The organism is Pseudonocardia sp. OZ21, assembly GCF_059359135.1.
The window spans coordinates 68,126-93,560 of sequence record NZ_JCADBN010000021.1 but is presented as its reverse complement, the minus strand read 5'-3'; the positions used below and the strand labels follow the sequence as shown (position 1 = coordinate 93,560).

Annotated in this window: 25 protein-coding genes, 1 tRNA gene and 1 pseudogene; 21 read left to right on the top strand and 6 right to left on the bottom strand. The window is 71.6% G+C overall.

The window, feature by feature from the left end; translation table 11 throughout:
* Nucleotides 1–172 precede the first annotated feature (172 nt).
* From AC5L35_RS33065 to der, 10 genes and pseudogenes are all read left to right on the top strand, one after another.
* Nucleotides 173–1,159, top strand: coding sequence for an LLM class F420-dependent oxidoreductase (locus tag AC5L35_RS33065; RefSeq protein WP_495063688.1), 987 nt, complete (start codon nt 173–175; stop codon nt 1,157–1,159).
* A 103-nt stretch (nt 1,160–1,262) separates the two neighbouring features.
* On the top strand, nt 1,263–2,177 hold the full coding sequence (locus tag AC5L35_RS33060; protein WP_495063672.1) for a site-specific tyrosine recombinase XerD: 915 nt from the start codon (nt 1,263–1,265) through the stop codon (nt 2,175–2,177).
* A 559-nt stretch (nt 2,178–2,736) separates the two neighbouring features.
* A pseudogene (locus AC5L35_RS33055) lies at nt 2,737–3,538 on the top strand (ParA family protein).
* Between the two features lie 44 nt (nt 3,539–3,582).
* The gene (locus AC5L35_RS33050) at nt 3,583–4,395 is read left to right on the top strand and encodes a segregation and condensation protein A (RefSeq protein ID WP_495063687.1); all 813 of its coding nucleotides are present in this window, start codon (nt 3,583–3,585) and stop codon (nt 4,393–4,395) included.
* Nucleotides 4,388–5,026, top strand: coding sequence for an SMC-Scp complex subunit ScpB (gene scpB, locus AC5L35_RS33045; RefSeq protein ID WP_495063671.1), 639 nt, complete (start codon nt 4,388–4,390; stop codon nt 5,024–5,026). The genes AC5L35_RS33050 and scpB overlap by 8 nt, the downstream gene beginning before the upstream one ends.
* 44 nt (nt 5,027–5,070) lie before the next feature.
* On the top strand, nt 5,071–5,868 hold the full coding sequence (locus AC5L35_RS33040) for a pseudouridine synthase (RefSeq protein ID WP_495063670.1): 798 nt from the start codon (nt 5,071–5,073) through the stop codon (nt 5,866–5,868).
* A 2-nt stretch (nt 5,869–5,870) separates the two neighbouring features.
* Nucleotides 5,871–6,233, top strand: coding sequence for a chorismate mutase (aroH, locus tag AC5L35_RS33035; RefSeq protein WP_495063669.1), 363 nt, complete (start codon nt 5,871–5,873; stop codon nt 6,231–6,233).
* A 119-nt stretch (nt 6,234–6,352) separates the two neighbouring features.
* The gene (cmk, locus tag AC5L35_RS33030; protein ID WP_495063668.1) at nt 6,353–7,054 is read left to right on the top strand and encodes a (d)CMP kinase; all 702 of its coding nucleotides are present in this window, start codon (nt 6,353–6,355) and stop codon (nt 7,052–7,054) included.
* The gene (locus AC5L35_RS33025; RefSeq protein WP_495063667.1) at nt 7,051–7,692 is read left to right on the top strand and encodes a lysophospholipid acyltransferase family protein; all 642 of its coding nucleotides are present in this window, start codon (nt 7,051–7,053) and stop codon (nt 7,690–7,692) included. The genes cmk and AC5L35_RS33025 overlap by 4 nt, the downstream gene beginning before the upstream one ends.
* A 71-nt stretch (nt 7,693–7,763) precedes the next feature.
* Nucleotides 7,764–9,188, top strand: coding sequence for a ribosome biogenesis GTPase Der (gene der, locus AC5L35_RS33020; protein WP_495063686.1), 1,425 nt, complete (start codon nt 7,764–7,766; stop codon nt 9,186–9,188).
* A gap of 17 nt (nt 9,189–9,205) precedes the next feature.
* Here the strand turns inward: der and AC5L35_RS33015 are convergent, their stop codons facing one another.
* Both AC5L35_RS33015 and AC5L35_RS33010 read right to left on the bottom strand, forming a co-directional pair.
* Nucleotides 9,206–9,871 (bottom strand): response regulator transcription factor, encoded by a 666-nt coding sequence (locus tag AC5L35_RS33015; RefSeq protein ID WP_495063666.1) that lies wholly within the window; start codon nt 9,869–9,871, stop codon nt 9,206–9,208.
* Between the two features lie 4 nt (nt 9,872–9,875).
* Nucleotides 9,876–11,372: an ATP-binding protein gene (locus AC5L35_RS33010; RefSeq protein ID WP_495063665.1), complete on the bottom strand. Its 1,497-nt coding sequence runs from the start codon at nt 11,370–11,372 to the stop codon at nt 9,876–9,878.
* A 199-nt stretch (nt 11,373–11,571) separates the two neighbouring features.
* Here AC5L35_RS33010 and AC5L35_RS33005 point away from each other — a divergent pair, with 199 nt between their 5' ends.
* The 3 genes from AC5L35_RS33005 (at nt 11,572) to AC5L35_RS32995 (ending at nt 14,991) form a co-directional block, all read left to right on the top strand.
* A complete protein-coding gene (locus AC5L35_RS33005; RefSeq protein ID WP_495063664.1) occupies nt 11,572–13,002 on the top strand; it encodes an alpha/beta fold hydrolase in 1,431 nt (476 codons plus the stop codon).
* Between the two features lie 96 nt (nt 13,003–13,098).
* Nucleotides 13,099–13,755, top strand: a complete 657-nt coding sequence (locus AC5L35_RS33000) for a response regulator (RefSeq protein ID WP_495063663.1) — start codon at nt 13,099–13,101, stop codon at nt 13,753–13,755.
* A gap of 48 nt (nt 13,756–13,803) precedes the next feature.
* A complete protein-coding gene (locus tag AC5L35_RS32995; RefSeq protein WP_495063662.1) occupies nt 13,804–14,991 on the top strand; it encodes a sensor histidine kinase in 1,188 nt (395 codons plus the stop codon).
* On the opposite strand, the gene AC5L35_RS32990 is transcribed toward AC5L35_RS32995, so the two are convergent.
* A complete protein-coding gene (locus AC5L35_RS32990; protein ID WP_495063661.1) occupies nt 14,971–15,423 on the bottom strand; it encodes a MarR family winged helix-turn-helix transcriptional regulator in 453 nt (150 codons plus the stop codon). The genes AC5L35_RS32995 and AC5L35_RS32990 overlap by 21 nt on opposite strands.
* Before the next feature lie 145 nt (nt 15,424–15,568).
* Between AC5L35_RS32990 and AC5L35_RS32985 the strand changes: the two genes are divergently transcribed.
* The 5 genes from AC5L35_RS32985 to AC5L35_RS32965 all read left to right on the top strand — a co-directional run bounded on the left by AC5L35_RS32985 (nt 15,569) and on the right by AC5L35_RS32965 (nt 19,598).
* Nucleotides 15,569–16,630 carry a substrate-binding domain-containing protein gene (locus AC5L35_RS32985; RefSeq protein WP_495063660.1) on the top strand — a complete coding sequence of 354 codons (1,062 nt, stop codon included), beginning with the start codon at nt 15,569–15,571 and terminating at the stop codon, nt 16,628–16,630.
* A 59-nt stretch (nt 16,631–16,689) separates the two neighbouring features.
* Nucleotides 16,690–16,974, top strand: coding sequence for an FmdB family zinc ribbon protein (locus tag AC5L35_RS32980; RefSeq protein ID WP_495063659.1), 285 nt, complete (start codon nt 16,690–16,692; stop codon nt 16,972–16,974).
* A 47-nt stretch (nt 16,975–17,021) separates the two neighbouring features.
* Nucleotides 17,022–18,269 (top strand): formamidase, encoded by a 1,248-nt coding sequence (fmdA, locus tag AC5L35_RS32975; protein WP_495063658.1) that lies wholly within the window; start codon nt 17,022–17,024, stop codon nt 18,267–18,269.
* Nucleotides 18,266–19,306, top strand: coding sequence for an alpha/beta fold hydrolase (locus tag AC5L35_RS32970; RefSeq protein ID WP_495063657.1), 1,041 nt, complete (start codon nt 18,266–18,268; stop codon nt 19,304–19,306). Before fmdA ends, AC5L35_RS32970 begins: the two co-directional genes overlap by 4 nt.
* 218 nt (nt 19,307–19,524) lie before the next feature.
* Nucleotides 19,525–19,598 (top strand) — tRNA-Pro (locus AC5L35_RS32965).
* 366 nt (nt 19,599–19,964) lie between these two features.
* On the opposite strand, the gene AC5L35_RS32960 is transcribed toward AC5L35_RS32965, so the two are convergent.
* Nucleotides 19,965–21,116, bottom strand: a complete 1,152-nt coding sequence (locus AC5L35_RS32960) for a glutathione-independent formaldehyde dehydrogenase (protein ID WP_495063656.1) — start codon at nt 21,114–21,116, stop codon at nt 19,965–19,967.
* Nucleotides 21,117–21,440: 324 nt separating this feature from the next.
* Between AC5L35_RS32960 and AC5L35_RS32955 the strand changes: the two genes are divergently transcribed.
* The 3 genes from AC5L35_RS32955 to AC5L35_RS32945 all read left to right on the top strand — a co-directional run bounded on the left by AC5L35_RS32955 (nt 21,441) and on the right by AC5L35_RS32945 (nt 23,709).
* Nucleotides 21,441–22,067 carry a Dps family protein gene (locus AC5L35_RS32955; protein WP_495063655.1) on the top strand — a complete coding sequence of 209 codons (627 nt, stop codon included), beginning with the start codon at nt 21,441–21,443 and terminating at the stop codon, nt 22,065–22,067.
* A gap of 243 nt (nt 22,068–22,310) precedes the next feature.
* Nucleotides 22,311–22,688, top strand: a complete 378-nt coding sequence (locus AC5L35_RS32950; protein ID WP_495063654.1) for a DUF2267 domain-containing protein — start codon at nt 22,311–22,313, stop codon at nt 22,686–22,688.
* A 127-nt stretch (nt 22,689–22,815) separates the two neighbouring features.
* Nucleotides 22,816–23,709, top strand: a complete 894-nt coding sequence (locus AC5L35_RS32945) for a SigB/SigF/SigG family RNA polymerase sigma factor (RefSeq protein ID WP_495063653.1) — start codon at nt 22,816–22,818, stop codon at nt 23,707–23,709.
* Between the two features lie 200 nt (nt 23,710–23,909).
* On the opposite strand, the gene AC5L35_RS32940 is transcribed toward AC5L35_RS32945, so the two are convergent.
* Together AC5L35_RS32940 and AC5L35_RS32935 are read right to left on the bottom strand one after the other, a co-directional pair.
* A complete protein-coding gene (locus tag AC5L35_RS32940) occupies nt 23,910–24,785 on the bottom strand; it encodes an AraC family transcriptional regulator (RefSeq protein ID WP_495063652.1) in 876 nt (291 codons plus the stop codon).
* Between the two features lie 189 nt (nt 24,786–24,974).
* Nucleotides 24,975–25,427, bottom strand: a complete 453-nt coding sequence (locus AC5L35_RS32935; protein ID WP_495063651.1) for a DUF1931 family protein — start codon at nt 25,425–25,427, stop codon at nt 24,975–24,977.
* Nucleotides 25,428–25,435 lie beyond the last annotated feature (8 nt).

Genomic DNA, 25,435 nt, shown 5'->3' with positions numbered 1-25,435 from the left:
CCGCGGCGGGCGGCGTTCGGCGAACACAGCGGCCGCTACCGGGCACCGACGTCCAGTGTGCCGATTCCGGCGGCCGGCGAGACGACCTCGGAAGCGCGCAGCGGCTGTACGTCCTACAGAGCACGTTCGGTGCCGACGGGCGATCGCACTAGTATGGAAGTCCGTGACCGGAATGCGCTTCGGAATGTTCGTTCCCCAAGGATGGCGACACGACCTCGTCGGCATCGACCCTCACGAGCACTGGCACACCATGAAGGGCCTCGCGCAGCACGCCGACGCGGGCCCATGGGAGTCGCTCTGGGTCTTCGACCACTTCCACACCGTGCCCGTCCCCACCGACGAGGCCACCCACGAGGCCTGGACGCTCATGTCGGCGTTCGGCGCCGTCACCGAGCGGGTGCGACTCGGGCAGATGTGCACCTGCATGAGCTACCGCAACCCCGTCTACCTGGCGAAGGTGGCCGCCACCTGCGACATCGTCTCGGGTGGCCGCATCGAGATGGGCATCGGCGCGGGCTGGTACGAGCACGAGTGGCGCGCCTACGGCTACGGGTTCCCACCCGCCCGTGAGCGCCTGCAGATGCTCGACGAGGGCGTCCAGATCATGCGTCAGGCGTGGACCGAGGGCCGTGCGACGCTCGACGGCAAGCAGTACCAGGTGAGTGACGCCATCGTCCGACCCCTGCCGCTGCAGGAGGGCGGCATCCCGCTGTGGATCGCCGGCGGCGGGGAGAAAGTGACGCTGAAGATCGCGGCGAAGTACGCTCGCTACACCAACTTCACCGGAGAGCCCGACGTCTTCACCCGCAAGTCCGAGCTGCTCCGGCAGCACTGCGAGACGGTCGGCACCGACTTCGACGCCATCGTCCGCTCCGCCAACTTCCGGGTGGCCATCGGCGAGACCGAGGCCGACGCCGAGCAGCGGCTGGCCGCCACCAAGGCGCGGATCGAGCCGTACATCGGCGCGGAGAAGGCCGAGGCGGTGGTGAACGAGACGCGCGGCACCACCACGTTCGGCACCCCGGCCCAGATCGTCGAGAGGCTCGGGCCGCTGCGCGAGAAGGGCCTGACCTACGGGATCTTCAACTTCCCGGAGGCGGCCTACGACCGCTCGGGCATCGAGCTGTTCGAGCGTGAGGTGATCCCGGCGCTGAGCTGACCCACCCCCGCCCCGTTGCAGCAAAGCCACTTTCATGCAACGACGTTGCGTGAAAGTGGCTTTGCTGCAAGGTGGGGGAGGGTTCGTGCGGGAGGATGCCCCCGTGGGAGCCCGGCCTGGTGACGTCGTCGAGGCCTTCCTGCACCACCTGACGGTGGAGCGGGGGAGTGCGGCCAACACCCTGCGCTCCTACGGCACCGACCTGCAGCGCTACCTCGAGCACCTGGCGGCCCGCGGGATCGACGACCTCACCGCCGTCCGGGAGGACGACGTCGCAGGCTTCGTGGTGGCGCTGCGCAGTGGTCCCACCCCGCTGGCGGCCTCCTCGGCCGCCCGCGCGCTCGCGGCCGTGCGCGGGTTGCACCGGTTCGCGGTGCGGGACGGCCTGCTGGCCGAGGACGTCGCGCGGGAGGTGCGCCCGCCCGCCCTGCCGGCGCGGCTGCCCCGCGCTCTCTCCCTCGACCAGGTCGAACAGCTGCTGGCCGGGTGCATCGGAGAGGGTCCGGGACCGTTGCGGGACCAGGCCCTGCTGGAGTTGCTGTACTCCACCGGCGCGCGGATCTCGGAGGCCGTCGGGATCGACCGGGACGACCTCGACGCGGCGAACCGCACCGTGCTGCTGCGCGGCAAGGGCGGCAAGCAGCGGATCGTCCCGGTGGGACGCCCGGCGCTCGTTGCGGTCGAGGCCTACCTGGTGCGGGCCCGTCCCGGCCTCGCCGCCCGCGGCCGGGGCACCCCGGCACTGCTGGTCAACGCCCGCGGCGGCCGGCTCTCACGTCAGAGTGCGTGGCACGTGCTGCGCGCCGCGGCGCAGGCGGCCGGGCTCGCCACCGCCGTCTCGCCGCACACGCTGCGGCACTGCTTCGCCACACACCTGCTTGCGGGTGGAGCGGACGTCCGCGTGGTGCAGGAGTTGCTCGGCCACGCGTCGGTGACCACCACGCAGATCTACACCAGCGTCACGGTCGACACGCTGCGCGAGGTCTACGCGACCTCCCACCCGCGGGCTCTCGGGTAGGTGTTGTCAGCCGGCGGCCGCGACGGTGCAGCCGGGCACGTCCTCGATCCGGGTGTAGACGGCGATGCCGCGCTCCGGAGCGTCCACGAACCGCGATATGTGTCCACGTCGCTGCCGCTCCGGAGCTGCCGGTGCAGCACGGGGCGTCCCGGGGTCGGCCGCGGTCGCCCACGCGGATCGGGCGACTCGCGCACACGGATCGGGCGACTCGCGGGCGGGGACTGGGCGACTCGCGCACACGAATCGGGCGACTCGCGGGCGCCCTGCTGGTGAGCTGATCACCCGTACGGCGTCGGAGGGCGCCGCCCGCACGGCCGGCCGTCACCACGGGTAACGTGGGCCTTCGATCGACCAGGTCAGGTCGATCGATCGGCCGCCGTACGGCGGGGCGCGTTGCCCGTCGTCAAGTCGGCCTCCTAGTCTGCCCGGATCGGCCCTCCGTGGGGTCGCCCGCCAGAGACCGGAGCCCGCATTGGACACACCGCGGCCCTTCGCCCCCCAACCGGAGCCGCTCGACGAGGATAGCTATGCCGACGATCACGACGGTACCGAGCCGGACGTGGCTGCCGACTCCGCGGGAAGGCAGCACGTGAAGGTCCCGGAACCGGCTCCGCTCACCGAGCACGGCCCGGCGCGGGTCATCGCGGTCGACGTCGACCATCAACCTCGGCGCGGCTCTCGCCGAGTACGGCCGCAAGGTGCTGCTCGTCGACTTCGACCCCCAGGGCGCCCTCTCTGTCGGCCTGGGGGTGCAGGCCCACGAGCTCGACACCACGATCTACAACCTGCTCATGGAGCGGGGCGTGGAGATCGAGGACGTGATCCTCGAGACCTCCGTCGAGGGCATGGACCTGCTGCCGAGCAACATCGACCTGTCCGCCGCCGAGGTGCAGCTCGTCACCGAGGTCGGCCGTGAGCAGGCGCTCGGCCGCGCGATCAAGCCGGTGCTGGACAAGTACGACGTCATCCTCATCGACTGCCAGCCGTCGCTCGGGCTGCTCACGATCAACGCGCTGGCCTGCGCCGACCAGATCCTGATCCCGCTGGCGTGCGAGTTCTTCAGCCTGCGGGGCGTCGCGCTGCTGATGGACACCATCGACAAGGTGCAGGAGCGGCTCAACCCCGACCTGAAGATCCTCGGCATCCTCGCCACGATGTTCGACCCGCGCACGCTGCACACCCGCGAGGTGCGCCAGCGCGTGATCGAGGCGTTCGGTGACCTGGTGTTCGAGTCCGTGATCAACCGGACGGTGCGCTTCCCGGAGACCACGGTGGCGGGCGAGCCGATCACGTCGTGGGCGCCCACGTCCAACGGCGCCGAGGCGTACCGCCTGCTTGCCCGTGAGGTCATCGCACGGTGACGCTGCTCGACGACACCGGGTCGTCCGTCGGGGACGGCCCACCCCTGGCCGAGGGCGTCCGCCCGCGGTTCCAGGTGCGCCTGCACAACTTCGAGGGCCCGTTCGACCTGCTGCTGCAGCTGATCGGGAAGCACGAGCTCGACATCACCGAGATGGCGCTGCACACCGTCACCGACGACTTCATCGCCCACCTCGCCGCGCTCGGCGACGACGCCGACCTCGACGAGACCACCGAGTTCCTGGTGATCGCGGCCACCCTGCTCGACCTGAAGGCGGCCCGGCTGCTGCCCGACGCCGAGGTGGAGGACGCCGAGGACCTCGCGCTGCTCGAAGCCAGGGACCTGCTGTTCGCGCGGCTCCTGCAGTACCGCGCGTACAAGCAGGTGGCGGCGCTGTTCGTGGAGCTCGAGGCCGGCGCGATGCGCCGGTTCCCGCGGTCGGTGGCGCTGGAGGAGCGGTTCGCCGTGCTGCTCCCCGAGGTGCTGCTGGGCGTCAACCCCGAGACGTTCGCCGACCTCGCGGCCTCGGTGTTCCGGCCCAAGCCGCCGCCCACCGTCGGGCTCGACCACCTGCACTTCGCGAAGGTGTCGGTGGCGGAGCACGCCGCGCTGCTGCGGGAGCGGCTCGCCGAGCTGGGGGTCGCCACCTTCGCCGTGCTCACCGCCGACTGCGCCGGCCCGCTCGAGGTGGTCGCCCGGTTCCTCGCGCTGCTGGAGCTGTACCGGGAGGCGAGCGTCTATCTGGAGCAGCCGGAGCCGTTCGGCGAGCTGACGGTACGCTGGAGTCCGGCTGACCAGCCCGGATACCCTTCCGGGCCCGACACCGGAGTGGCCGGCCCCGACGAGCGGGATGAGTGACGACAGGCCCGTGAGCCTCACCGATGTGACCACCACCCCCGAGCCCGACGGCGCCCCCGACCCCGACGGCGCCGCCGCCCCGCAGGTCGTGCTGAGCGACACCGAGCTCGATGCGGCCCTCGAGGCGCTGCTGCTGGTGGTCGACGCACCCACCGACGACGAGACGCTCGCGCTGGCCGTCCAGCAGCCCGTCGCGCGGGTGCGGGCTGCGCTGCAGCGCCTGTCGGTGAGCTACGCCGAAGCCGGGCGGGGCATCGACCTGCGCCACGTCGGAGCCGGCTGGCGCTTCTACACCCGTGACCAGTACGCCCCTTACGTCGAACGCCTGCTGCTCGACGGTCAGCGGGCCCGGCTCACCCGGGCCGCTCTCGAGACGCTGGCGGTGGTGGCCTACCGGCAGCCGGTCACGCGTGCCCGGGTGTCGGCGGTGCGCGGGGTCAACTGCGACGGCGTGCTGCGCACCCTGCTCACCCGCGGGCTGGTGCAGGAGGCCGGGGTCGACGACTCCACGCAGGGCACGCTGTTCTGCACCACCGAGCTGTTCCTCGAGCGGCTGGGGCTGTCGTCGCTGGAGGAGCTTCCCGCGCTGGCGCCGCTGCTGCCCGACGTCGACGCGATCGACGAGCTGTGAGGACGAAGGCGCCCAGACATGAGCACCACCGATGAGTACGAGACATGAGCACTGAGATGAGTGGAATGACGACCGGAGCCCGGCCCGACGGCGTGCGCCTGCAGAAGGTGCTGGCCCAGGCCGGCGTCGCGTCCCGGCGTGCGGCGGAGGAGCTGATCGCCGCGGGCCGGGTGAGTGTCGACGGCAAGATCGTGCGCGAGATGGGCAGGCGGGTCGACCCGGAGACGGCCGTCGTGCACGTCGACGGCGCCCGGATCGTGCTGCGCGACGACCTCGTGCACCTCGCCCTGAACAAACCGCGCGGGATCCTCTCCACGATGTCCGACGACCGGGGCAGGCCCTGCGTCGGCGACCTCGTGGTCGAGCGGGGCATCGTCGACGAGCACTTCGACGGCGCCCCCCGCGCCCGGCTGTTCCACGTCGGGCGGCTCGACGCCGAGACCGAGGGCCTCCTGCTGCTCACCAACGACGGCGAGCTCGGCCACCGGCTGATGCACCCGTCGTTCGAGGTGGAGAAGACCTACCTCGCCGAGGTCATGGGCCAGGTGCCGCGCGACCTCGGGCGCCGGCTGCGCGACGGCGTCGACCTGGAGGACGGGCTGGTCACCGTGCACTCGTTCAAGCTGGTCGACTCCACCCCGGGCCGGTCGCTCGTCGAGCTGGTGATCCACGAGGGCCGTAAGCACGTGGTGCGCAGGCTGCTCGACGAGGTCGGTTTCCCGGTGCAGCGGCTCGTGCGCACCGCGATCGGCGACGTGCGCCTCGGTGACCAGCGGCCGGGCCGGTTCCGTCCGCTCACGCAGCAAGAGGTGGGATCGCTGTACCGCTCGGTGGGGATGTAGGGGTGACGGTTCGTGCTGTGCGCGGGGCCATCCAGGTGGACGGCGACACGCGCCAGGAGATCCTCGACGGTTCGGCCGAGCTGGTCACCACGGTGCTCGACCGCAACGGGCTCACCGCGGACGACATCATCTCGATCGTCTTCACGGCCACGCCGGATCTCACGGCCGAGTTCCCCGCCTATGCGGCTCGCCTGCTCGGCCTGACCGACGTGCCGCTGCTCTGCGCGTCGGAGATCGCCGTGCCGGGGGCTCTGCCGCGCACGCTGCGGCTGCTCGCGCACGTCGAGACGGAGCGGGCGCGTGCGGAGGTGCGTCACGTCTACCTGCGTGGGGCGACGGCGCTGCGTACGGACCTGCCCCAGTAGGGGGCGGGCTCGTCGGGCCCCCGACCTCAGATCATCGACGGCCCGCACGGCATGATGGTCGGCGATCCGCGGTCGGCGCGCGGCAGGTGGTGGGCCGCTGGCCCGGACAGGGGCGAACGGTGACAGGGCGGTTGCGCGGGATCGTGGCGATGGACGGCCCGTCGGGCACCGGGAAGTCCACGGTGTCGCGGCGGCTGGCCGGTGCCTGCGCCGCCGCCTACCTCGACACGGGCGCCATGTACCGGGCACTCACCCTCGCGGTGCTGCGGGCGGGTCTCGACGGCGCCGACCCGGCCGCGGAAGCCGTCGCGCTCGGCGCCGTGGCGGCCCTGCAGTCGGTGGTCGACCCGGCCGCTCCGCGGATCCTGCTCTCGGGCGAGGACGTGGAGGCCGAGATCCGGGGGCCGGAGGTGACGGCGGCGGTGAGCGCGGTCTCGGCGGTGCCCGCCGTGCGCGCGGCGCTGGTGGAGCGGCAACGCACGATCGTGGCCGACGCGCTGGCGGACGGCGGCATCGTGGTGGAGGGCCGCGACATCGGCAGCGTCGTCGTGCCGGACGCCCCGCTGAAGGTGTACCTCACGGCGTCGGAGCACGTCCGGGCCGCCCGTCGGGGCGCCCAGGACCGTAAGGCCGGACGCACCGGGGACCTCACCGTCGTGCTGGCCGACGTCCGGCGCCGCGACCGGCTCGACTCGACGCGCAAGACCTCGCCGCTGCAGGTCGCGTCCGACGCGGTCGTGCTGGACACCGACGAGCTCAGCGTCGACGACGTGCTGTCCGAGCTGCTGCGACTGGTGCGGGAGCGAGGTCTGGTGACGTGAGCGCCGATCTACCACCGGGCACGTGGCCGTGGCTGCACGACCTGGCCCGCTGGGTCGGCACGTGGTTGTTCGGCCCGTTCTTCCGCGTGCGGGTGTACCACCGGGAGCGCATCCCGGCGTCCGGCCCGGTTGTTCTCGTCGCCAACCACAGCTCGTTGGTCGACGGACCGCTGTTGTTCGGACTACTGGGACGCCGCGCGGTGTTCCTCACCAAGCAGGAGATGTTCGCCGGGGCGCTCGGCTGGTGGCTGCGGCGGATCGGGCAGCTGTCGGTGCGCCGCGGGGCGCCGGACCGGCGGGCGTTGACGGTCGCGCTCGACGTGCTGCGCGCCGGGGGCCTGATCGGGGTCTTCCCGGAGGGCACCCGCGGCAGCGGCGAGGTCGTCGCGGCCCAGCACGGGGCCGCGTGGCTGGCCCGCACCTCCGGTGCGGCCGTGCTACCGGTGGTCTGCCGGGGTACCCGACGCCGCGACGGGTCGGGCAGACGATGGCGACCGCAGGTGGACGTGCTGGTGGGGGAGTCCCTGACCATCCCCGCCGGTGGTGGCCGGGCCGGCCTGACCACCGCCACCGAGACCGTCCGGGCCGCACTGGCCGGGATGGTCCGAGAACTCGATGATGTTCGGAGCAGGACGTGAGTGGTACCGAAGGCCCGCAGGTGGGGCCGAGCAACGAGACCCGGCCGAGCGACGGCGGGGACACGGCCGCGATGGCGGCACTGGGACTCGATCCCGGTGAGTTCGTGAGCGCCGACGAGGACGACGGCTACCCGTCCGGCGCGGACGGTGATCCCGAGTCGGGTGGGCTGCTGCCCGCGCCGGTGCTCGCCGTCGTGGGGCGTCCGAACGTCGGCAAGTCCACGCTGGTGAACCGGCTGATCGGGCGCCGCGAGGCGGTGGTGCAGGACATCCCCGGGGTCACCCGCGACCGGATCGCCTACGACGCCCTGTGGAACGGCCGTCGCTTCACCCTCGTCGACACCGGCGGCTGGGAGCCTGACGCCACCGGGCTGCAGGCCGCTGTCGCCGCCCAGGCCGAGATGGCCATCCAGACCGCCGACGCGGTGCTACTGGTGGTCGACGCGAGCGTCGGCGCCACGGCCACCGACGAGGCCGTGGCCAGGGTGCTGCGCCGCTCGGACCGTCCGGTCCTGCTCGCCGCCACGAAGGTCGACGACGACCGGCTGACGTCCGACACGGCCGCTCTGTGGCGACTCGGCCTGGGTGAACCCCACCCGGTCAGCGGTCTGCACGGGCGCGGGTCCGGCGATCTGCTCGACGCCGTGCTCGACGCGCTGCCGGAGAGCCCGCGTGACCTCGCGGGCACCGGAGCAGGCGGCCCGCGCCGCGTCGCCCTCGTCGGCAAGCCCAACGTGGGCAAGTCCAGCCTGCTCAACCGGGTGTCCGGGGAGGTCCGGTCGGTCGTCCACGACGTCGCAGGCACCACCGTCGACCCTGTCGACTCGCTCGTCGATCTCGACGGCGAGGTGTGGCGGTTCGTCGACACGGCGGGCCTGCGCAAGCGCGTCCACATGGCGAGCGGCATGGAGTACTACGCGAGCCTGCGCACGCGGGCGGCGATCGAGGCCGCCGAGGTGGCGGTCGTGCTGATCGACGCGAGCGAGCCCATCGCCGAGCAGGACCAGCGCGTGATCGGCATGGCCGAGGAGGCCGGCCGGGCCCTGGTGCTCGTGTTCAACAAGTGGGACCTCGTCGACGAGGACCGGCGCCTGGCGATGAAGCGGGAGCTGGAGCGGGACCTCGTACGTGTGCAGTGGGCCGAGCGGGTCAACGTGTCCGCGCTGACCGGACGGTCGGTCGCCAAGATCGCGCCGGCGTTGCGCACCGCCTTGGCGTCGTGGGACCGGCGGATTCCCACCGGGCGGCTCAACGGCTGGCTGGCCGAGGTGATCGCGGCGACCCCGCCGCCGGTGCGCAGCGGGAAGCAGCCGAAGGTGCTGTTCGCCACCCAGGCGCAGACCCGTCCTCCGACGTTCGTGCTGTTCACGAGCGGGTTCCTGGAGGCGGGGTACCGGCGGTTCCTCGAGCGTCGGCTGCGCGAGGAGTTCGGGTTCACCGGGTCGCCGGTGCGGATCTCGGTGCGCGTGCGGGAGAAGCGGGGACGGAAGAGCTAGCACGGCCCGCCGGTCTGCTACGCCTGGGCGGCGATGCCGTTCTCGTAGGCGAACACCACGGCCTGGGTGCGGTCGCGGAGGCCGAGCTTCATCAACACCCGGCCCACGTGCGTCTTGACGGTCTGTTCGGCCACCACCAGCACCGCAGCGATCTCGGCGTTGGACATGCCGCGGGCGACCAGCCGCAGCACCTCGAGCTCCCGTGGGGTCAGCGCCCCCACGGCCTCGGGACGCGTCGTTCCGGCGCGACGCCGCCTGGCGAAGTCGGCGATGAGCCGCCGCGTGACCGACGGCGCGAGTAGCGCCTCGCCGCCGGCCACCACCCGTACGGCGTGGACCAGGTCGGCGGTGGGAGCGTCCTTGAGCAGGAACCCGCTGGCCCCGGCGCCGAGCGCGTCGTAGACGTACTCGTCGAGGTCGAACGTGGTGAGCACGAGTACGCGCGGGCCACCGTCGTGCGGCGGATCACCGAGCAGCTCCGCTGTGGCCGCGATTCCGTCGAGCACCGGCATGCGGACGTCCATCACCACCACGTCCGGCGCCAGCGCACGTGTGATGTCCACGGCCTGGCGTCCGTCGGCCGCCTGCCCGATCACCTCGATGTCCGGCGCCGCCGTGAGCAGCGTGGCCAGCCCGTCACGCACCATCAACTGGTCGTCGGCGATCACGACGGAGATGGTCATGCGGCTAGTGTCCGTCCTCGGCTCCGATGGGCAGGTGCGCCGACACCTCGAAGCCGCCGGCGTCGGCAGGACCGACGCTGAGCCGGCCGCCCAGCATCGCGACCCGCTCACCCATGCCCACCAGGCCGTGCCCGCCTCCACCGGTGGTGCTGCGGCTTCCCGGCACCGGGCCGTCATCGACGATCCGCACCGCGAGCGACGTTCGGTGATAGCCGATGGCCACGTCGACCGCGGCCCCCGGTGCGTGGTGCGCCACGTTGGTCAACGCCTCCTGCACGATTCGGTACGCGGAGACGTCGACGGCGATCGGCAACGGCACCGGGACACCCCGAACGGACGAGCTCACGTGGATTCCTGACCGCCTGGCCCGCTCGATCAGGTCGTCGAGGCCGTCGAGCCCCGGTGGGGGAAACCTGTCGGCGTCGAGATCGGCGTCCTCCGCGGATCCGTCGGCGTCGTCGACGCGCAGGAGGCCCACGATCCTGCGGGTCTCCGCCAGGGCTTCGCGCGCGGCCTGGTTGATCACGGTCAGGGGTACGCGCAGGGGCTCGGGAAGGTCCGGGACCTTGTATGCGGCCGCTTCCGCCTGGATCGCGATCATCGACATGTGGTGGCCGACCACGTCGTGCAGCTCCCGGGCGATGCGGGCCCGCTCTTCGAGGACCGCGTGGCGGGCGAGGTCCTGACGTCGACGATCGGTCTCCTGTGCGAGCCGCCGCTCGACGTGCCGCCGGGTGCGGATGCTGTCGCCCAGTACGAGCGCGGCGGCCATCACCAGCGCGAGCACCAGCGGCGCGTACACCGGCACGGCGGTCAGCGCCGGTGCGACCGCAACGTCGACCACGATCGTCACGGCCCCGGCGCACGCCGCGATCCGCCGCTCGTGGCGCAGCGCCACCAGGAAGAGCACCAGCGCGAGGAGGACCAGTCCGGGGATGGGCCACGGCCAGAGTCGCAGGACGCCTCCGTCGGTCCAGACGGCGGAGGCCACCAGCCCGAGCAGTTCGGCCACCGCCAGGATGCGCCACGCGAGCAACGGTGACCACGACAGCACCGGCAACGCCGTGCCGACAGCCACGCCGACCACGATCGCCGGGCCGGTCGGCACCCCGGTGCTGTCCAGCTGCGCAGCGGTCACGGCAGCCGTCCCCGCGCCCAGCCCGAGGAGCGCGAGCCACACCACCACATTGCGGCCGCGCGCGTCGATCGCCCCACCGTCGGGGCCCTCCGGTGGCATCAGCACCCACAGCAGGATGTACAGCGGGCCGCTGATGATCAGCAGCAGCGCGCGGATGAACCACACGTTCCAGCCGAGGCTCCGGGCGAGCCCGGCGCAGACGCCCCCGATCAGTCGACCCTGGCGTGGTCGTACCGGTCCGGTCGGCAACCGGAGCCGGCCGTCCGGCGGGCTGAGCCGGCCGGACCAGATCGTGGCCGCCACGGTGTCGAGCAGGCCGTGCGCCGAGTGGCGCGGCGCGGGTTCGTCGGTTCCTGCTGCCATGGCGCCGCCCACGGTAGAGCCGGGATGCCCGTGACGCGTCCTACCTCGGAGGGACATCGCACCCCTTACCTGTGGGTCACGCGGCGCCCACGTCTGTCGTCCCCGGGGAGAGAACGGGACGGCCCTGCAGCGGGACGCGCGCCGGGCGCCGGCGACCAGACGATGAGCAGGTCCTGTAGTGACCGCGGTTGGAGAGTCGATGCGCAATGCGAGATCGTTGATCGCTGCCCTGGCGGTGGCCGGGCTGGTGGTGATGTCGGCGTGTGCCGACGACGGGAGCGACGTCGCCGCAGCCGCTCCGGGTCTCGTCTGGGCACCGTGCCCGGGCGAGGACATCCCGCCCGGAATGCAGTGCGCCGCGATCAACGTACCGGTGAACTGGGCACAACCGGCCGGCCGCACGATCACGCTGGAGTTGGCCCGGTTGCCCGGCGCCGACCCGTCCCGACGGATCGGCGCCGTGTTCGCGATCCCCGGCGGGCCGGGCAGCCCGGGTATCGACGAGTTGAAGCACGTCGCCGGTACCTTCACCGCCCTGCGCGAACGGCTCGACGTGGTGACGTTCGATCCCCGCAACGTCGTCGGCGCCTTGGCGCCCGGGTGCTACCAGCCAGGACCCGTGCAGATCCCGCCGAGGAACGCGGACGAGTACGAGGCCCAGGCGGCGCAGAACCTGGCGCTGATGCAGCAGTGCCGGGCAGGCGACCCGGAGCGGTTCGACCATCTGGACTCCGCATCCGTGGCGCGCGACATCGACGCGGTCCGCGCCGCCATGGGTGAGCCGCGGCTCAGCCTCATCGGCAGTTCGTACGGTGGGGTGCCCGCTGCCGCCTACGCCCGGCTGTTCCCCGACCGGGTGCGCGCCGTGTTCCTGGACGGCGTGCCCGACCACACCGCCGACCGTGCCACGGCCGATCGCCTGCTCTATCAGCAGGTGGAACAACGGTTCGCCCGGTTCGCCGACTGGTGCGCCACCAACGCCGGATGTGCGCTCCACGGCGAGGACGTGCCGGCGGTGTGGCAGTCGCTGGTCGCCGCAGCCGACCGCGCGCCGATCCCGGTGCCGGGCAAGGGACCCGACGCGGCGCTGGCCGGGTTCGACCTGAAGTTCAACTCGATGGCTCTGCGGGACACGCCGCAGCAGTTCGCGGCGGCCATCGACCTGGCGCGCAACGGTGACGGCTCGGGTTTCGCGGTCCGGCCCAAGCAGCCGATGTTTCCCGGTGGCGCCGCGGTCCACTGCCACGACGGCTGGGGATACGCGAACTACGACGACTACGCGCAGGCCCAGGAGCGCGCGGTGCGCTGGTCGCCGAACTTCTCCGGCCTCACGCATTTTCTCCGGCTGGACTGCTCGGGTTGGCCCACACCACCGGTGAACCCGCCGGCCCCACTGTCCGGCGCCGACCTTCCGCCGTTCCTGGGCGCGGGCTCGCCGGACGAGACGCCGACCATCGATGTGCTGGTCGGGGCCGTTCCCGGCTCGTCAGTGATCCACTACGCCGGTCCCGGCCACGTCCTGTACCAGTCCGGAAGCCGATGCGTCATCGACCATGCGGACCGGTACCTGACCGAGCTCACCGTGCCTCCGGTCGGTACCGGGTGCCCGGCGGACCTGCCGGATCGGTGACGCCGTGCGCCGACGCGGAGCGGATTGGGGCGAAGTGACCGAGGAAGAGCTGGCACGGATGGGTTGCCCTGTGCTCCTCCGGTTACGCTCGGCCACATGGCGGTCGACGTGGGGCGCGGACCAGGGCCCGTTCGCGTGGTTCTCGCCGATGACGAGCCGCTGATGCTGGCCGGGCTGCGCACCGTCCTCGAGGCGAGTGGCGCGGTCCGTGTGGTCGGAGTGGCCGGGGACGGTGCCGCGCTGCTCGCCGCCGTCGACGCGTACCGGCCGGACGTGGTGCTCGCCGACGTCCAGATGCCCGGCACCGACGGGCTCACCGCGCTGCGGGTGCTGCGGTCGCGTCCGGACGCGCCTGCCGCCGCGGTGCTCACCACGTTCGACCTCGACGACTACGTCGCCGAGGCGCTCCGGATCGGGGTGCAGGGCTTCCTGCTCAAGGACACCGACCCGGATGCGCTCGTCCGGGCGGTGCGTGACCTCGCCGCGGGTGGCGCCGTGCTCGATCCGCGCATCACCGCGCGGCTGCTCCCGCATCTCGCCACGGGCTGGGCCCCGCAGCCCGTCGGCCTGACGCTGCGCGAGCAGCAGGTGCTGCGCGGCCTCGCGGCAGGCGACTCGAACGCCGCCATCGCGGCCCGGCTCGGGCTGGCCGAGTCCACGGTCAAGAAGTACGTGTCGGGGCTGCTCATCAAGCTGGGAGCCGACAACCGCGTGCAGGTCGCCCTGCTGGCGAAGAGCTGGGGGCTCGCCTGAGGAGCGGCCCGGTGAGCGCGTGAGAGGGGACCGATCGGGGGGAGTCGGATGGTGAGCGGGAAGCGACGGCTGCGCGTCCTCGGCACGGAGTTCGCGGCCGTGCTGGTCCCGGCGGTCGCGGTGCTGTGGGCGCAGCCGCCGTTCTCGTGGTCCGTGGTGTCGGCGCTGGTGGGCTGCGGGCTGTTGCCGTTGCGGCACGTCTGGCCCCCGCTCGCCGTCCTGGGCGCTCTGTGGGGTCTCGCGGGCGGCCTCGGCTGGCCGGCCACCCTGGTCGCCCTTTACACGCTCGGCAGGCGCGCAGGCCGCGCCTACGCCACGGCGCCGTGGCTGGTGCCGCCGGTCGTCGCGGCCGTCACGCCGGTACTGCTGACGCAGACCCTGCCCTGGCAGCGGGTCGTGCTGACCGTGGCGTTCGTGGCGCTGTACGCCATCGCGCCCACCTCGCTGGGCCTGCTCATGTCCACCCGGCAACGGTTGACGGAGAGCCTGAACGACCTGGAACGGGCCCGGGAGGAGGCGCTGGCGGCGTCGCAGGAGGCCGCGCGGGCTCAGGAACGGGCCCGGATCGGCCGGGAGATCCACGACGCCGTCGGGCACCACGCCACGCTGATCGCGGTCGGAGCGGCGGCGATCGCCGCGTCCACCAAGGAGGACGAGACGCGCCGCGGAGCCGAGCAGCTCCGCACGCTGGCGAAACGGGCGCTGGCGGAGATGCGGGTCGCGCTCGGACTGCTCGACGGGCGCGAGCACGCCGCCGGGCTCACGGAGATCGCGGCCCTGGTGGCCGGCTCGCGGGCCGCAGGCGTCGACGTCGAGTTGCTGCCGAGCGGGATGCCCACCGAGGTCGGTCCCGCCGTCGGGCGCGCGGTGTACCGCGTGGTGCAGGAGTCGCTCACCAACGCGGCCCGGCACTCACCGGGCTCCGCGGTCCGCGTCGAGCTGCGCTGGCACCCGCAGGAGCTGGAGGTACACGTGCGCAACACGGCCCCGGGCCGCCCGCCCCGCGCGCGACGCGATGCGGTGGGCGGCGGCGGAGCCGGTCTGACGGGTCTTGCCGAACGGGTCGCGTCGGTTGGCGGGCAGCTGTCGTGGGGTCCGATGGACGGTGGGGGGTTCGCCGTGCGGGCGATCTTCCCGCTGCGCCACGAGCCCGTGGCGCTGCCACCCACCGCCGAGCCGTCCGGTGCGGAGCAGCCGGCGGCCACGCAGCCGGAGTCAGCCGGGCAGAGCGCGTAGCCGTTCCAGGAGCTGCGCGAGCAGGGCGGCGTCCGGGGTGCCCAGCTCGTCCACCAGCTCGTCCCCGACGCGTGTCATGGCCGGCGCGAGCCGCTCGTACCCTGCGCGGCCGTGGTCGGACAGGAACACCAGCACGCGACGGCGATCGGTCTCGTCCGGCCGCCGGTACACCAGCGCCCGATCCACCAACCGGTCGACGATCTTGGTGAGGGTGGGCGCGGGCACCATCGCGTGGCCCGCGATCTCGGTCATCGGATGGCCCTCGCCGTCACTGAGGAGTGCGAGCACCCGCCACTGGTCCAGCGTGGGGCCATGCGGCCCGAGAGCCGCTTCCATCCGGCGGGACACCTGGTGGGCCACCTGGTTCAGCAGCTCCGGGAGCGCGGGCACGAGCGGGGCGGGTTGCGCCGCGGGCGCTCGGGAAGCAGTCACGTCATCCTCCTTCGGCGCGTGACGCCGGAGCTGCCATCGTAAACACTGTCATCGGCACGGACACCGTCACCGGCAGGACGTCACAGCACACAGACCGAGCAGGAATCACCTCGACACCGGACACCGTGCGGGACCGGAGGTGGGCATGGCACGCGACACGCTGGAGGTCGCCTTCGTGGTGCCTCGCAGCGGCCCCGCGGCGATCGTCGGGCCGTCCTGCGAGGCGTGCGGACTGCTCGCCGTCGACGAGGTGAACGCAGGCGGCGGCATGCTCGGGCGGGAGGTGCGGCTCCGGGTCGTCGACGGCGGGCGGGCGCCCCGCGCGGTGGCCGGGGAGATCGACGGGCTGCTCAGTGCCGGCGCGGTGGAGGCGGTCACCGGGTGGCACATCTCGGCGGTCCGCCAGCAGCTCGCCCCGATCGTGTCCGGCCGCGCCCCCTACGTCTACAGCCCCCTCTACGAGGGCGGCGAGCGGACCCCGGGCGTCTACCTGGCGGGGGAGACCCCTGACCGGCAACTGCTCCCCGCGCTGCGCTGGATGGCAGGCGAGCTGGGTGTGCGGACGTGGTGCGTGGTCGGGGACGACTACGTGTGGCCGCTCGCGTCGGCGGCGGTGGCGCGCCGCTACGCACACCACTGCGCGGACATCCGGATCCTCGACGAGGTCTTCGTGCCGCTGGGCACCCAGGACTTCGCGGCCACCGTGCACCGGGTGGAGCGCAGCGGTGCGGACGGCGTGCTGATGCTGCTGGTCGGCTCCGACGCGGTGCGGTTCAACCACGCGTTCGCCGCCGCCGGGCTCGACAGCGCCTGCGTGCGGCTCAGCCCGCTCATGGAGGAGAACATGGTGTTCGCCACAGGCGCGGCCGCCACCCGTGAGCTCTACGCCGCGTCCGGCTACTTCGAGGCGCTGCCCACGCCGTCCGGACTGGACTTCTCCCGCCGCTACGCGGCCCGCTTCGGCGTGCAGGCTCCGGTGCCCGGATCGCTCGGCGAATCCTGTTACGAGGGCGTGACGTTGCTGGCGCAGCTGGCCGAGAGGGCGGGCAGCCTCGGGTCCGACGAGCTCGCCGCCGCCGCCGACACCCTCGCCTACGACAGTCCGCGGGGGAGCGTCCGGATGGCGGGCAACCACCTGCTGCAGAGCGTGTACCTCGCCCGGGCCGACGGGCTCGACCTCGACGTCGTCGCTCGGCTGACGCCTTGACGGGTAGTACTCATCAAAATAGTTTCATCTGACAGTTTCGGTTCTGCTGGAGGTGACGAGTGCCGACCTACGGATACCGGTGTCCCTCGGGGGACACCTTCGACCTCGTCCGGCCGATGGCCGAAGCCGGAGAGCCGGTCCGGTGCCCGGACTGCGGGGAACCCGCGCGCCGGGTCTTCGGCGGACCCGCTCTGCGCAGCCTCGACCCGGCGGTGCGCCGAGCACTCGACGCCGGCGCGCGCAGCGCCGACTCGCCCGACGTCGTGACGTCCCTACCCGGACGTTCCCGGCGCGCCACCCCCGTCACCAGAGATCCGCGCCACGCCCGCCTGCCCCGGCCCTGACGTACCGCCCGCACCGCCTGCTCCGCACCCCCTCCCGGAGGCCCCTCATGCCCGACGTCGTCTTCTCCGTCGACCAGGCCAAGTCCATGCGTGACCAGGCGGTTCCCGGACACAACCGCTGGCACCCGGACATCCCGCCCGCGGTCACCGTGCGGCCCGGCCAGTCCATCCGCGTGGAGTGCCGCGAGTGGACCGACAACCAGATCGGCAACAACGACTCCGCCAACGACGTGCGTGACGTCGACCTGACCAGGGCGCACATGCTCTCGGGGCCCATCCACGTCGAGGGTGCGGAGCCGGGTGACCTGCTCGTCGTCGACATCCTGGATCTCGGTCCCGTCCCGCAGGAGGTCGGCGAGTCCCCCGGCCAGGGCTGGGGGTACACCGGGATCTTCGCGAAGGCCAACGGCGGCGGCTTCCTCACCGACACCTTCCCCGACGCGTACAAGGCGATCTGGGACTTCTCCGGGCAGAAGGCCACCTCCCGGCACATCCCCGGCGTCGAGTTCACCGGCATCACCCACCCCGGCCTCTTCGGCACCGCGCCGTCGGCCGACCTGCTCGCCCGCTGGAACTCCCGCGAGCGCGCGCTCATCGCCACCGACCCCGACCGCGTCCCGCCGCTGGCCCTGCCGCCGCTGGAGGAGTCCACCCTCGGCGGCACCGCCACCGGGGACGCACTGGCCGCCATCGCCCGTGACGGCGCCCGCACGGTGCCGGCCCGCGAGAACGGCGGCAACCACGACATCAAGAACTTCACCCGCGGCTCGCGCGTCTTCTACCCGGTGCACGTTCCCGGCGCGCTCTTCTCCGGCGGCGACCTGCACTTCAGCCAGGGCGACGGCGAGATCACGTTCTGCGGCGCGATCGAGATGGGCGGCTTCATCGACTTCCACGTCGACCTGATCAAGGGTGGCATGGAGACCTACGGCGTGACGACGAACCCGATCCTGATGCCGGGCAATGTCGAGCCGCGCTACTCGGAGTTCGTGACGTTCATCGGTATCGGCGTCGACCACACGACCGACACCCAGCTCTACAACGACGCCACGGTCGCCTACCGCAACGCCTGCCTCAACGCCGTCGAGTACCTGAAGAACTTCGGCTACTCCGGCGAGCAGGCCTACCTGCTGCTCGGAGCCGCACCGATCGAGGGCCGTGTGAGCGGGGTGGTGGACATCCCGAACGCCTGCTGCTCGCTCTACCTGCCCACGGCGATCTTCGACTTCGACATCCGGCCGTCGGCCTCCGGCCCGGTCACGGCGGACCGGGGGAGCTGCGCGGTGTCGTCGTGACCGGCCGCGAGGCGCCGTACGACGTCCACGAGATCCCGGACTTCACGCTGGAGTGCGGCGCGACGTTGCGGCCGGCCAAGGTGGCCTACCAGACGTACGGCACGCTCAACGCGGCGAAGGACAACGCGATCGTCTACCCGACCTGGTACTCCGGGCGGCACTGGGACAACGAGTGGCTGATCGGCGAGGGCATGGCGCTCGACCCGGAACGCTGGTTCATCATCGTCCCGAACATGCTGGGCAACGGCCTGAGCTCGTCGGCGTCGAACACGCCGCCGCCGTGGGACCGGAACCGCTTCCCACCGATCACGGTGCGGGACAACGTGACGTCGCAGCACCGCCTCGTCACCGAGGTGTTCGGGATCGAGACGCTCCCGCTCGTGCTCGGCTGGTCGATGGGCGCGGGGCAGAGCTACCAGTGGGCGGTGAGCTACCCGGACATGGTGCAGCGGATCCTGCCGTTCTGCGGTTCGCCGCGGACGGCCCCGCACAACCAGGTGTTCCTCGACTCGCTGGCCCACGCCCTCCGCGCCGACGCCGCGTTCGCCGAGGGCCTGTACGCGCCGGACGCGTTGCCCGTCCGCGGCCTGCGGGCGTTCGCCCGGGTCTATGCGGGCTGGGGCTTCTCGCAGGCCTTCTACTACGACGAGGTCTGGCGCGAGCTCGGGCACACCACGCTCGAGGACTTCATCATCGACTTCTGGGAAGGCATCTTCGTCGTCGACAAGGATCCCAACGACCTGCTGACGATGATCGACACCTGGTGGCACGGCGACGTCGGCACCACCCCGGGCTTCTCCTCCACCGAGGAGGCGCTGGCCTCCATCCGCGCCCGCGCGCTCGTCATGCCGGCCGAGAAGGACCTCTACTTCCCGCCGGAGGACGAGCGGTGGGCCGTCTCTCAGATGCCGAACGCGCAGCTACGCGTGATCCCGGGTGTGTGGGGCCACTTCGCCGGGGGTGGCGTAAACCCCGTCGACACGGCCTTCATCGACCAAGGAGTGTCGGAGTTGCTGGCCGAGCCGTCGGGCATCTGAGCTACCGATCGGTACCCACCAAGGTTGCCCCCGCAGGGCGACCGAGGGCGGTAGTGCGCCGGGCCCGTGCGGCACAGACTGGCCCGGTCGTGATCCCCGGCGAGCCGGGGTGACCGACGGGAAAGTGCGGACTACCGGGCCAGTTGGGGGGAGCCACGACCGGCCGGTGGGGGCCGATCGGCCATGCGGTAGGCTGATCTCGCTCCTTCGGGGGCGGCCGGGACGTGGCGCAGCTTGGTAGCGCACTTGACTGGGGGTCAAGGGGTCGCAGGTTCAAATCCTGTCGTCCCGACGGCATGATGGGCGGTTCCCTTTCGTCGGGGGAGCCGCCCATCAGCATTTCTACCTGCGGAAATGCTGCGCTGGCGGGGTCTCTCGTCGCCTTGGGGCTGAAGCCGTGTGGCGTTCGTTCTCGATCAAGGTTTCTTGCTGAGTGACTATGTGAGTGACTGTCGGGCTCGTCGTTGGGGAACAGGTCGTCCATCGCGGTGGTGCCCTCGTCGAGCACGGCCGGTCTACCGCCATCAACTGCAGGCCATGCACTACTTGCTGAGCCCGTCGACTACCCGGAGAAGGCCCTCCGCGCCGCCTCTCCGCGGCCGGAGGGTCTTCGTCGTGCGGCTCCTTCGTCGTGCGGCTCCTTCGTCGTGCGGCGGGGTCAGCTTGCCGACATGTGGGGCTTGAGGACGACCTTCGTCCAGCCGTTCTCGCGAGCGTCGAAGGCCTTGTACGCCTCCGGGGCGCGTTCGAGTGGGAACTCGTGAGACACGATCCAGGATGGCGTGCACTTGTTCTCGTGGATGAGGCTCCGCAGGTTGCGGTTGTACCGCTTGACCGGGCACTGGCCGGTTCCCTGCGTCTGGCCCTTGAACCAGTGCAGCCCGAAGTCGAACGGGACCTTGCCCTGCTTCTCGAACTCGTCCGGGGCCTTCGGGTCCTGCGGGACGTAGACGCCGACCGTGCCGATCCGGCCGGTGAACTTCACCGAGCGGACGAGCTTGTCGAGCGTGTCGTTGTTGTGCTCTTGGCCCACTGGATCGTGCGCCTGGTATCCGACGCATTCGCACCCGCAGTCGGCTCCCCATCCGTTCGTCTGGTCGAGCACGAACTGGACGGTGTCGACCGTCGAGTCGTCGATCGGGATGGCGCCGATCTCCTCGGCGAGCCGGAGCCGATCGGGATGCCGGTCCACGATCCACACCCGCGACGCGCTCTTCAGGGTGGCCGAGAGCGCGGCCATCAACCCGACAGGGCCGGCGCCATAGATCACCACGGTGTCGCCGGGGTGGACCCCGGCCATCTCGGTCGCGTGCCAGCCGGTCGGGAAGATGTCGGACAACATGACGTAGTCGTTCTGCCGCTCGCGGGCGTCCTCGGGAAGCCGCAGGGCGTCGAAGTCCGCCCACGGCACGCGCAGGTACTCGGCCTGTCCGCCCTGCCAGGGGCCCATGTCGGCGAACCCGTACGCGGCCCCGGCGATGCCGGGCTCGTTGGCGGTCAGGCAGTAGTTGGTCAGCTGGCGCTCGCAGTTGTGGCAGTGCCCGCAGCTCACGTTGAAGGGCGCGGAGACCATGTCGCCGACCTTGATCTTCTCCACGGCGTCGCCGACCTCGACGACCTCGCCGAGGTTCTCGTGGCCGAACACCCGCCCCGTTTCGAAGCTGGTCCGGCCCTCGTACATGTGCAGGTCCGAACCGCAGATGTTCGTGCTCGTGATGCGCACGATCGCATCGGTCGGTTTCTCGATCCTCGGGTCCGGCACCTGCTCCACTCCGACGTCTCGCGGGCCGCGGTACACGACTGCCTTCATTCGGGATTCCGTCCTTCCAGGTCACGTCACGGCGTGATCGGCTCACGCGCGGTTGACTGAGCGTGCGCTGACGGAAGGGTTGGTGCATCGGCCCGAGAGGGCGAAGCCGGGGACCGCGACCCGCCCGCGTGGGCGCTCGCCGCGCAGGTTGCGGGCGTCAGCGGCCGCGGTCGGCTCGGTCGCGGCCGAGCCGGGCGGCGGCCTCCGTCTGCCGGTACCGCCGGCGACCGTGAATTCGCCCCGCCAGGCCCATGCTCTGATCGCCCGCGGGGCGCAGATTGGGGCTGAGCGGGCGCTGCCCGCGTCCGCGGGAAGGAGCGTTCCATGCGCACGAACACCAGTCCGGGCACCCGGACCTCCGGGCGCTCGCCCGACGGCGACCCGCCGGTGGCCGGCGCGAGCCAGCCGCGGCTGCACCAGCACGGTCCCGAGATCCAACCGTTCCCGACGTTGCGGCAGCTGCCTCTCGCCCTGTCGTTCGAGACCCGGGCGCAGAGCGTGCAGCTGCTCAACCGGATCCTGGCCGACTCGCAGATTCTGCAGAGCCACTACAAGAAGTACCACTGGTTGATGCGCGGCCCGACCTTCTACCAGCTACACCTGCTGACCGACAAGCATGCCGCCGAGCAGGCGACGCTGGTCGACGAGCTGGCCGAGCGGATCCAGACCCTCGGAGGGGTGTCCGTGGGCGACCCGCGGCACGCCGCGGAGATCACGGAGCTGCCTCGGCCACCGGACGGCGCGCAGGCGGTCCCGTCCATGCTGTCCCAGCTACTGGAGGACCACGAAATCATCATCGCGGTGCTGCGTGAGGCGATCCGGAAGACCGAGCAGAACGGCGATGCAGGCACGAACGACCTGCTGACCGGCACCGTTCTGCGCTCCCATGAGATGCAGGTGTGGTTCCTCGCCGAGCATCTCGTGGATACCCCGCTGGCGACCGAGGAGTGAGGAACCGCCACAGCTCCACGATTCGAAGTGGGCCAGGTCTTCCGGGGGTCAACACTCTGTGGTCCGGGGGAGGACTGGTCGCCGTCGGGCGGAACGCGCCACGCAGCAGCCACTGCACCCGGGTCGCAGAACGTGATCCGACCCGCCGTGTCGAGCCTCTTCCGCCGAGTTGGTAGGGCCAGGCCGGTGCCCGTCCCCAGGCCGTGGGCCGAATCTTGAGATACCAACGCGCCAGGAGGTCCAGTGCAGTACGAGGAGATCATCAACGCCGTAGCGCAACGCGCCGGGCTGCCGCGCGATGAGGCAGAGGCCTTGACCCACGCCACCCTGCGGGTGCTGGCGGAACGAATCAGCGGCGGCGAAACCGAGGATCTCAAGGCTCAGCTGCAGAAAGCGCTTCAGCCGGACCTCATCCCGCCGCAGGAGGAGGCACAACGCTTCGGCGCCGACGAGTTCGCGCGACGCGTCGCGCGACGGACCGGGATCAGCGAAACGGACGCCGGCGCGGGCGTGATCGCCGTACTCGCCACGATCCGGGACGCGGTCGACCCCGGCGAGTTCCACGACGTCCTCGCCCAGCTGGGCCGGGAGTTCGCCGAGCTCGTGGACGCGGCGACCTAGTCGGCCGGCATCGCCACGGGCAGCAGAAGGCCCGTGGGTGGCGATATCCGTGTTCTCACACGTGGCGGCCGCTCATGCCGGGGTGTGTGAGCCAGGTGGAGCGACGGGGAGAGGGGAGATCGCCCGGATGACCGCCACAGACCTCTACGCGCCCCCGGCTACAGGGCCGAAGGAACCCCATCCCGAGCCGGCGGGGCAGGAACCGGAGCCCGGCATCCAGGAAGGACGATCATCCGAGCATCAGCGCCGGCGCACCAACCAGTACGCGCATCTCACCCCGCTGTTCGCCGAGCTCGCCCGGCTGCCTGCAGGGGGTCGCCGCAGCGCCGAACTGCGGGAGCAGCTGATCATCGAACACCTCCCCGTGGTCAAACACATCGCCCAGCGCCACGCACACGGGCGCGAACTCCTCCAGGACCTGGAGCAGGTGGCCACGGTCGGCCTGATCTGTGCAGTCGACCGCTTCGACCCCGACCTGGGCCACGAGTTCCTGACCTTCGCAGTTCCGACGATCAACGGCGAGGTCCAGCGGTGGTTCCGCGACCGGATGTGGATGGTCAGGGTGCCGCGGCGGCTCAAGGATCTGCACGTCGCCATCACCGTGGTCGTCGCTGCGCTGAGCCAGGAACTCGGCCGGGCTCCGTCGCCCACGGAGATCGCCGGCCGCCTCGACGTCGCGGTCACAGACGTCGTCGACGGCCTCCAGGTGAGGAACGCCTACCGCTGCGTGTCCCTGGACGAGGCGGCCGGCAACGGAGCCAAGACCAGTGGGGCGCCTCGGTCGGCCACCGCGATGGGCAGCCCCGATCCAGGCGTCGTGCTCGTTGAGAACCGGGAAGCGCTCATTCCGCTGATCGACGCGTTGTCCGAGCGGGAGCGCCGGATCGTCCACATGCGGTTCTTCGGGGACATGACCCAGAGCCAGATCGCCGGTGAGGTCGGCGTCTCCCAGATGCACGTCTCGCGGTTGCTGACCGCGATCATGGCCAAGCTGCGCCGCGCCATGACCGTCGACGCCTGACCTTCGAGCATGACTGCCACCGGTCCGGCAGACCTACCACCGTCAGACCGCGGCACTGGGCCTCGGGCAGGCATTGCCGGTGCCGTCGTTCCTGGCGCTACAGCCCGAGCTTGTCGGCCGCGACAGCTCCCCGTGTGCGGCACCTGTTGTGGGCGGCCCGCACGCGCAAGAGCTGAGGACCGGCCGCGACGGGACGCGGTTCAGGCGTAGGCGGGCCCGCGCAGCGTCAGCCACGGCGGCTCCCCGTAGCGGTTCTCGAAGTCGTCGACGAAGCGCCCCTCGTTCACGAACCCCCAGCTCGATGCCACGCCGGCCACGCTGGTCACCCCGGCGTCCGCCTGCTCGAACTCACGGTGTGCGCGTGCCAGCCGAACCGAGCGCAGCGCTTCGGCGGGTGAGAGATCCCGGTGGCGGCGGCAACACTGGAGCAGAGCGGGCACGCTCACCCCGGCGACATCGGCGAGGTCCGCGACCGTGTAGGGGCGCCGTGGGTCGGCCTCGATCAGATCGATCATTCGGCGCACCGGTCCGGGCCCCCACGAGTGCACCGGCGCCTCGAGCTCGTCGCGGTACTCGTGGTCGAGGGCGAGCAGCAACCGAGCCACCAGGGTCTCCTGTGCCGCGGCGGCCAGCAACGGGTGACGTAGCAGCGGCGACGTGGCCAGCAACCGGATCAGATCGGCCCAGGCCCGACCGGCCGGGGTCCGCAGATCGAGGCTCACGGCCAGTTCGGGTGGTCGGCGAACCGTGTGGCCGAGCCGGTGCTCCAGCACGTCCTGCAACTCGCTCGTGTCGATCGTGACCGCGAAGCAGGAGAAGTGCTCCCCGCACGACATGCCGATGTCGGTCTCCGGCCGGAACACGACCGCCCGGCCCGAGTCGGCGCCGAGCGTGCCGGTCCGGTAAGGGACCTCGACCGCCCCGTTCACCGGGACCGCGACGGTGTACCCGGCCGCCTCGGCAGGCAGCCCGACGTGCGTCGCGTGGTCGCATCGGATCCTGCGGACGTCCACCGGATGGGGCGTCGCTGCCGACGACTGCACCTCATCCACGACGACCTCCCGGGTTTCGTTCACGGGTTGTCCTCCCTCGAACAGTGATGCAGTGACCGGCGTGCCGGGCCGGCCGGGGCACCCGTCGGTTCTCCTGATCCTGCGCCACGCGCGTGCCCGTCCGAACCGTCCCGGCGGCACCAGGTCGGGTCCATGACCTCGTCCCGGCAGCACACACCCCTCGATATCGGCGTGCGCCTCGACGGTGCTCTCCTAGAGCAGCATCCGGAAGAGCTCGAACCCGCGCTCCCAGTGCTCGGTCGAGGGGTTCGTGACATCGGGGTCGACGATCCGGAACGACCGGGCCAGCGCGATGCTGATTCCCCCGAAGACCTCGGGGAGCATGTCCTCGGTCTCCTCGCTGAACGTCACGTCCGCGGGGGGCCGGCGTACCGCGTCCCGCAGCAGCTGTCGGATCTCGTCGGCCTCGTCGAGCTTGTCGAACTCGCGCATCAGCTCCTGCAGGCCCTTCGTGATCGGCAGGTCCTGCGGGGCGATGACGTCCCGACCGTTCCAGCCGGCGGAGTTGCGGCCGGCGATCGCGATGTCGTCGATCTTCTGGTCGACGAACTCCCGGAACCGCCGCAGGTCGTCCTTGTCGATGTCCACGCGCCCCGCCGAACGGAAGAACCGCTTGAACACCGGAATCCCGGTCACCTCGGCCATGCCTTCTC

Coding starts and splice junctions, on each gene's coding strand:
- AC5L35_RS33065 (WP_495063688.1), top strand. CDS start 173: ATGCGCTTCGGAATGTTCGTTCCCCAAGGATGGCGACACGACCTCGTC.
- scpB (WP_495063671.1), top strand. CDS start 4,388: ATGAGTGACGACAGGCCCGTGAGCCTCACCGATGTGACCACCACCCCC.
- AC5L35_RS33040 (WP_495063670.1), top strand. CDS start 5,071: ATGAGCACTGAGATGAGTGGAATGACGACCGGAGCCCGGCCCGACGGC.
- der (WP_495063686.1), top strand. CDS start 7,764: ATGGCGGCACTGGGACTCGATCCCGGTGAGTTCGTGAGCGCCGACGAG.
- AC5L35_RS33015 (WP_495063666.1), bottom strand. CDS start 9,871: ATGACCATCTCCGTCGTGATCGCCGACGACCAGTTGATGGTGCGTGAC.
- AC5L35_RS33010 (WP_495063665.1), bottom strand. CDS start 11,372: ATGGCAGCAGGAACCGACGAACCCGCGCCGCGCCACTCGGCGCACGGC.
- AC5L35_RS33005 (WP_495063664.1), top strand. CDS start 11,572: ATGCGCAATGCGAGATCGTTGATCGCTGCCCTGGCGGTGGCCGGGCTG.
- AC5L35_RS33000 (WP_495063663.1), top strand. CDS start 13,099: ATGGCGGTCGACGTGGGGCGCGGACCAGGGCCCGTTCGCGTGGTTCTC.
- AC5L35_RS32995 (WP_495063662.1), top strand. CDS start 13,804: ATGGTGAGCGGGAAGCGACGGCTGCGCGTCCTCGGCACGGAGTTCGCG.
- AC5L35_RS32985 (WP_495063660.1), top strand. CDS start 15,569: ATGGCACGCGACACGCTGGAGGTCGCCTTCGTGGTGCCTCGCAGCGGC.
- fmdA (WP_495063658.1), top strand. CDS start 17,022: ATGCCCGACGTCGTCTTCTCCGTCGACCAGGCCAAGTCCATGCGTGAC.
- AC5L35_RS32960 (WP_495063656.1), bottom strand. CDS start 21,116: ATGAAGGCAGTCGTGTACCGCGGCCCGCGAGACGTCGGAGTGGAGCAG.
- AC5L35_RS32955 (WP_495063655.1), top strand. CDS start 21,441: ATGCGCACGAACACCAGTCCGGGCACCCGGACCTCCGGGCGCTCGCCC.
- AC5L35_RS32945 (WP_495063653.1), top strand. CDS start 22,816: ATGACCGCCACAGACCTCTACGCGCCCCCGGCTACAGGGCCGAAGGAA.
- AC5L35_RS32935 (WP_495063651.1), bottom strand. CDS start 25,427: ATGGCCGAGGTGACCGGGATTCCGGTGTTCAAGCGGTTCTTCCGTTCG.